General features: G+C 40.3%; 6 protein-coding genes. 1 reads left to right on the top strand and 5 read right to left on the bottom strand.

What is annotated here, in order from left to right:
- Positions 1-117 precede the first annotated feature (117 nt).
- Positions 118-210 (top strand): type I toxin-antitoxin system Fst family toxin, encoded by a 93-nt coding sequence (locus tag HMPREF9425_RS09395; protein ID WP_081448733.1) that lies wholly within the window; start codon positions 118-120, stop codon positions 208-210.
- A 135-nt stretch (positions 211-345) separates the two neighbouring features.
- On the opposite strand, the gene HMPREF9425_RS04620 is transcribed toward HMPREF9425_RS09395, so the two are convergent.
- The 5 genes from HMPREF9425_RS04620 to efeO are packed head-to-tail and all read right to left on the bottom strand — an operon-like array spanning position 346 to position 5,008.
- Positions 346-534 carry a twin-arginine translocase TatA/TatE family subunit gene (locus HMPREF9425_RS04620; RefSeq protein WP_003092496.1) on the bottom strand — a complete coding sequence of 63 codons (189 nt, stop codon included), beginning with the start codon at positions 532-534 and terminating at the stop codon, positions 346-348.
- A gap of 12 nt (positions 535-546) precedes the next feature.
- The gene (gene tatC, locus HMPREF9425_RS04615) at positions 547-1,275 is read right to left on the bottom strand and encodes a twin-arginine translocase subunit TatC (protein WP_003092701.1); all 729 of its coding nucleotides are present in this window, start codon (positions 1,273-1,275) and stop codon (positions 547-549) included.
- Positions 1,262-2,947, bottom strand: coding sequence for an FTR1 family iron permease (locus tag HMPREF9425_RS04610; RefSeq protein WP_003092412.1), 1,686 nt, complete (start codon positions 2,945-2,947; stop codon positions 1,262-1,264). The genes tatC and HMPREF9425_RS04610 overlap by 14 nt, the downstream gene beginning before the upstream one ends.
- A complete protein-coding gene (efeB, locus tag HMPREF9425_RS04605) occupies positions 2,925-4,130 on the bottom strand; it encodes an iron uptake transporter deferrochelatase/peroxidase subunit (RefSeq protein ID WP_003092988.1) in 1,206 nt (401 codons plus the stop codon). Before efeB ends, HMPREF9425_RS04610 begins: the two co-directional genes overlap by 23 nt.
- A gap of 5 nt (positions 4,131-4,135) precedes the next feature.
- Positions 4,136-5,008 (bottom strand): iron uptake system protein EfeO, encoded by an 873-nt coding sequence (efeO, locus tag HMPREF9425_RS04600; protein ID WP_003097153.1) that lies wholly within the window; start codon positions 5,006-5,008, stop codon positions 4,136-4,138.
- Positions 5,009-5,221: the final 213 nt, after the last annotated feature.

Genomic DNA, 5,221 nt, shown 5'->3' with positions numbered 1-5,221 from the left:
GATCGCAATACATTCTAACGTTTACTTCCTTACAGTTATTAAAGATATCTCTATCAAACTATGATATAATATCCCTTGGCACCTCGACACCGCCTACGAAGGGAAGTGGGATTGCCTATGATGGATTTACTATTCAAAATTATCATCGGACCCATTGTGGTCGATGTTATCCTTCGTCTGATCGACAAGTGGTTAAACAAGGATAGATAGTCCTAAAAAAGACCCCGAGCTTATGTGGAAGTTAGCCTGGGGTCTTTTCTTGCCTATGATATAGACTTACTAATCAATACAGGTGAATTGTGTCATAAAAGCTTCGAATTGTCAAGAAACTAGAGTATCTAGGAACTAGTCTTTCTTCTCAGTCTCATGATCCTTTTTATCTTCATCAGTCTTATTTACAGCTGCTTTAAATTCGGCTAGCATTTTACCGATGGATTGGCCGAGTTCTGGCAAGCGTTTAGGACCAAATATGAGGAGGGCTCCTAGGACAATAATGATAAGTCCTGGGGCTCCGATATCACGTAGAATTCCCATGAGATTTCCTTTCTATTTATCTTTATATTTTCTTTGTTTACGTTTATAAATGAGCTTACTTAGAGTTACGCTAACTTCATAAAGCAAGATTAAAGGTGCCGTCATGGCCAGGTCACTGATAAAGTCAGCTGGTGTTAGAATGACCGCCAAAACCAAGAGAATAAAGTAAGCATAGCGTCTATAGTGTGTCAGAAAAACTGGTGTTATCATGCCGATAGATGTCAAAAAACTCACAACTACGGGAAGTTCAAAGAGAACTGCTAAAGGCACTGTCGTATGCAGTAAAAAACTAAGGTAGTTCTGTGCTGTAATTTGTGTATTAAAGTGCCCTTCTCCTAGTTTTAAAAGTACTTCTAAGATAGCTGGACTAACAAAATAATAACCAAAGGCCAAACCCAATACAAAACAGACAAAAGTTGCTGGGATATAAGCAAAGATAGCACGGGCTTCATTGTCCCTCAAACCTGGTTTTACAAACTGCCAAATCTGGTAGGTCGTGAAAGGCAGAGTAACCGTAAAAGCCATGAGACTTGCTAGATTAATGTAAATCCAGAGAATATCGTTAGGCCCAAGAACCAATAAAGGCTTGTCAAACCCTCTGGTCAAATAAGCATAAAGCTCCCCAGCAAACAACAGGGTAATACAAAAAACTAGGAAAAAACATAACACTACTGCAATGAAGCGTCTCCGAAACTCCACCAGATGCTCAACAATAGTCATCTCATCCTTACTTCTTGCCATGCTGTCTCACCGTCACAAAGGCAATAATAACAATAAAGATAAGTTGTGGAATCAAGACTTCCCAGCTAGGATAGATGCCTACCCAATCGATGGTCGGTAAACCACTAATCAAATGATTGGACATCATATTAGTCAACTGAAGGGCATGAATGCTGACACCAAGCATCTTGAAGGCCAAGGCATAAATCAACCAGGTCAAGATAAAGAAGATACGGTGCGGTTTAATATAATGACTAGCCTTAGTCATAGCCACAGCAATGATAACAAGAACTGCAATAGCTGAACCGATACCAATTAAGAAATTAGCTGTCGTGATACGTGGGATAATACCAACATAGAAAAGGATTGTCTCAGCTCCTTCACGGAAGACAGCCAAGAAACTGAGGGCAAACATAGACACAAAGCTTCCAGTAGCCGTCACCGTCTTCATCTGGCGGTCCATAAAGTCATTCCACTGTTTGACTGAAGACTTGCTATGGAGCCAAATTCCAATCAGAATCATCATCGCAACTGCAAAGATACCAACGCCACCTTCAATAATTTCACGGTTAGAACCCGAAGTTACTGCTGGAAAGACAACTTGCAAGACGACAGCTATAGCAGCACTGGCTAATACCCCAGAAACGGCTCCTCCATATACCCATTTGAGTCCCTTACGCATCTTAGCTGCCTTAAGAGTTGTCACAAGTGCCATAACAATGAGGAGGGCTTCAACCCCTTCACGCAAGAGAATTAACATAGCATCAAAGGCATTGTAAGAAGCACTGGTATCGATAGCAGATAGGTCTGTAATCAAGGCTTGGAGTTTGTCCTGATAAGCTTTTTCTTTTCCCTTAACCATTATAACCGGTGTTTCACTCTCCACACGTGTATAGAGGCTAGGATTAGTTGTGCTTACATCTCCTTCAATGGTTGGCCAAATAGTGATGAATTTCTTCATAGTGGCCGCAGCCGTTTTTTCATCACCCGATTGGAATTGACCTAAAGCTTTTTTCAAGAGCTTAATACCATCTTTAAGAGTTAAACTGGTACTAGTGCTATCAAGAGGGACACCCTTGATAAAGTCATCAATCCCCCCTTTAAGATCATCATAGGATGACTGGATGCTAGTGAAATCAGTTGGTTCTGTCTCGATGCTACTTCTTAATAGTGAAATGGCGGTCTCAATCTTACCGTAGTAGGCAGTACTATGGTCACGGACAACAGCTTCATTTCGCGTCCAAGCATTATTTAATTCACTGTAAGTTTTTCGTGTCACAGTCAAATCTTTGGCATTAATAGCATCCTGTAAGTTCTTGAAATAAGGATTTAGGCGAGTTTCAAGTTTTTCCTTCTCTGCGTCTAAATCAACAGGATTTTGCTCTTTCTCAAATTTAAGAAGGGCTGACGAGATGGCGGTTAAGTCCTCTTCTGTCACATCTCCCTTAATATCAAGAGCCTTGCTAACTTTTCGACCAGCCTTGGAATCGTGATTTTCTTTAGTTTCGAAATCAGACTTAATCTCACTAACCAATTCATTAGCTTTTGTTTGATCTTTATTTTGAACAGCTGTTGTCGTATCTGTGATTTTGATGAAAAGATCACTGTAAGATTCAGCAGCTACTGGATAAGTACAGAATAAGGCCAGAAGCCCAAGTAAAACGAGGAGTTTATTCAAAGAGTGCTTGACCAAGGTAGCCTCCCTTCTCCACGCCAGCAAAGCAAGCAAAGAGCCCACTTCCGATATGGGTGATGTACTCGTTCATCTTGTCTACAGCACCAAGATTAGTCTGAATTTTAACAAAACGGTCGGGATCCTTCTGGTAGGCAATGAAAATCAAACCTGAATCAAACTGGCCAGTTCTCTCATCAATGCCATCTGAATAGGAATAGGAACGGCGTAAGATAGGAAGGTTCACTTCTTTAGCCAAACGGACATGTGAATCAACTGGAAGTTTTGACAAATCTACTTCGTCAAACTCATCTTTCTTTCCAAAGGGTGCACCTGATTCCTTGTAACGACCAAAGGTATTTTCCTGCTCCTGCAAATTGGTACGATCCCAAGTTTCCAAGTGCATCTGTACCAGACGAAGAGCCATATAAGAACCACCCTTCATCCAATCTTTACTATCGGTCCAGACCACCTTGTCGAATTCCTTTTCTGTCGTAACATTGGCAGTACCGTCCTTGAAGCCAAAGAGATTTCGTGGCGTTTCCTTGCGGTCTCCAATGGCAGCAAAACCTGATTTGCTCCACTTCATGGTAATTTTATTACGACCTTTGCGAATCAAATTGCGAACAGCATGAAAAGCCACTTGTTCATCATCTGCACAGGCTTGAATAACGATATCTCCACCCGTATACTTGTCCTGCAACTGCTCCTTAGGAAATGGAGGCAAATCACGGAAGAGCTTAGGACGTTTGGATTCTAAACCAAGTTTTTTAAGAAAATCAGCCGAAACTCCAAAAGTCAGACTCAGGCGATAGGGATTGAGTCCCACCGTTTCGCCTGTATCCGTAGGAGGCAAGAGGGCATTAGAACCATCCTTTTTAACTAGTTCACCTTCTACTAATTTACTACTATAATCTGTCCAGTCCTTAAAGAGCTGAATCACTTCTTTTTTATCGGTCGTGCGAAGATCTAGAACCACCAAATAACAAGCCTTCTGCATTGGAGTCGTAATTCCAGCCTGGTGCTTGCCAAAGAAACTAATATCTTCATCCCCGTCTAGTGCCTTTTTTGTTGAACTATCCTGATTAGCGAAAAAAGCAGATGCACCAGAAAGACCAAGCGCAAGCCCAGCCCCTCCAATACCTGCTTTTTTAAGAAATTCACGACGGTCCATTTTTTTATCTAAAAATTTTTCGTCAGTCATTTTTCTTATTTCCCATCTAGGATAACACCCATTTGTGATAATGGTTCACCAAGTTTCGTTACAGCTTCGGCCAATTCCTTAGTATCTACTTCACTCAAATCAGTATAAGACTTATAGTTTTTCTCATCAATCATGTGTTTGTCCAAAAGACCATTCACATTCTTGAATTCTGTTTCCAAAGTCTTAACAAGTTTAGCATCTTTCTTCTCAATCAATGGCTTGAAGAGTTCAAAGATTTTTTCTGCACCTTCAATATTGGCACGGAAATCATAAAGATCAGTGTGTGAGAAGACTTCTTCTTCACCTGTAATCTTTTGAGTTGCTACTTCGTTAAGAAGATCAACAGCACCTGTCAACATGATATCTGGAGTGACTTTAACAGTTGCGATTTTAGCCTTTAGTTCCTTGATATCATTGATTAATTGATCCACATAGGCAGCTGTTCCCTCTGTCGTGTTGTCTTGCCACATGATACGTTCAATACGGTGGAAACCTGACCAACCGTCTTCAGATTTTTTTTCGTCCATGTAATCAACCAAACGGTAGTCAATTTTCACGTCAGACTCACCAAAGCTTTCTGCAATCGGCTCTGAACGCTCGTAAGCCATACGAATCAATGGGTATTGTTTCTTAGCTTCTTCAAGATTTCCTGACTTGAGGGTTGCACTGAATCCTTCAGTATCTTTCAAAAGTTGATCAATTTCACCTTCTACGAAAGTCTTATAATCACTTGTGGCCTGCTTCAATTGCTTTTGCTCACTAGCTGTGAGTTTTGAGTTAGTTGAGCTTGAATTACTTGAATTACCAGATTTGGCACAAGCCGTCAATAAAAGCCCTGATGCTAAAAGAACAACACCAAGTTTGTTAAGTTTTTTCATGAATGTCTCCTATTTTCAAGATAGTGTTCGACATTTGTCGTTATATATGTGAATCGTCGTTTTAATGTTAATAAAAAACGAACGATGATAAGTCAAAAATGAACTCTCATATGTAAGAGAACATTATCTAAACTAACAGAAGAAGGCAGCATTGTCAACGGTTTTAGGCTATTTAAGAATGATTCTAAATAATACAAAACCAAGGAATTCTTA

It is taken from the genome of Streptococcus vestibularis ATCC 49124, assembly GCF_000188295.1.
Lineage (GTDB): Bacteria > Bacillota > Bacilli > Lactobacillales > Streptococcaceae > Streptococcus > Streptococcus vestibularis.
The sequence above is the reverse complement of the archived record's forward strand: the minus strand, read 5'-3'. Positions and strand labels throughout refer to the sequence as shown.

Bases quoted from the DNA above. Each gene is read 5' to 3' on its own strand.
- HMPREF9425_RS09395 (WP_081448733.1), top strand. From the start codon at position 118: ATGATGGATTTACTATTCAAAATTATCATCGGACCCATTGTGGTCGAT.
- HMPREF9425_RS04620 (WP_003092496.1), bottom strand. From the start codon at position 534: ATGGGAATTCTACGTGATATCGGAGCCCCAGGACTTATCATTATTGTC.
- tatC (WP_003092701.1), bottom strand. From the start codon at position 1,275: ATGGCAAGAAGTAAGGATGAGATGACTATTGTTGAGCATCTGGTGGAG.
- efeB (WP_003092988.1), bottom strand. From the start codon at position 4,130: ATGACTGACGAAAAATTTTTAGATAAAAAAATGGACCGTCGTGAATTT.
- efeO (WP_003097153.1), bottom strand. From the start codon at position 5,008: ATGAAAAAACTTAACAAACTTGGTGTTGTTCTTTTAGCATCAGGGCTT.